This is a genomic window from Dietzia sp. UBA5065 (assembly GCA_002415925.1).
Taxonomy (GTDB): Bacteria; Actinomycetota; Actinomycetes; order Mycobacteriales; family Mycobacteriaceae; genus Dietzia.
Genome location: DIAZ01000098.1, coordinates 2,828 through 3,602 on the forward strand (window position 1 = coordinate 2,828; position 775 = coordinate 3,602).

At 76.3% G+C, this 775-nt stretch carries 1 protein-coding gene and 1 pseudogene; both read right to left on the reverse strand.

The window, feature by feature from the left end:
* Positions 1 to 26 precede the first annotated feature (26 nt).
* Positions 27 to 227, reverse strand: coding sequence for a hypothetical protein (locus tag B4M60_RS07470; RefSeq protein ID WP_291081846.1), 201 nt, complete (start codon positions 225 to 227; stop codon positions 27 to 29).
* A pseudogene (locus tag B4M60_RS07475) lies at positions 227 to 775 on the reverse strand (hypothetical protein); the annotation flags it as partial. The gene B4M60_RS07470 and the pseudogene B4M60_RS07475, both read right to left, overlap by 1 nt.

Below are 775 nucleotides of genomic sequence, written 5' to 3' on the forward strand. Positions count from 1 at the left end.
CCCCAGCCTCAGCCGACCCCCCAGCCTCAGCCGACCCCCAGAGCCTCCGCCACGCGGACGATGATCCCGTAGCCGAAGATCCCGGTGAGGACGATGCCGCTCCAGTAGATCGTGTGGCGGCCGAAGTCGTCGTTGCGCCACCGCCTGAGCAGTCGCTGCCGGATGTCGTCCCACCGCGAGAACGGCGGCTCGTCGCCGCCGATCGGATCACTCCCGCTGCCCGCCATCAGTTCCCGCCCCCGTCCGCGGTGTCGTCTGAACCATCGCGCAGGACGGCGTCGTACACGCGATCGACCGCCTCCTTGCCCGCCCACGCGCCCACCGCCGCCCCGATCCCGGCCCCGACGGCCGTGCCGGCCGGGCCGAGGAACGATCCCGCGGCCGCCCCCGCCAACGCCCCGCCGGCCATTCCGCCACCGAGAGCCCCGGTCGTCTCCGCGGCCGCCTCGCCGGCCGTGGTCTCCCCGGAGACGTAACCCTCGATGCCGTCGTACACCGTGAGCCCCGCGCCGAGGGGCCCGGCCAGTCGACCGAGCCCCCGCAGGCCGCCGGCGTAGCGACGCCCCAGCTCATCGGGCACCGGGTCGAGCACGTGCCTGCCCCGCGTCGCGGGGTCGAGCCCGTCGGCGAGGTCCTCGGCGCCGGCCTGGACCGCTCCGGTCACCGCGTCCGCCGCGACCCCGGGCCAGGTCGAGTCCGGCCCCGGGATCGGCCGCCTGTCGACCACCGGCGGGATCGCCTGGTGCAGCCGCGCGGCCACGGCGTCGATCTCGCG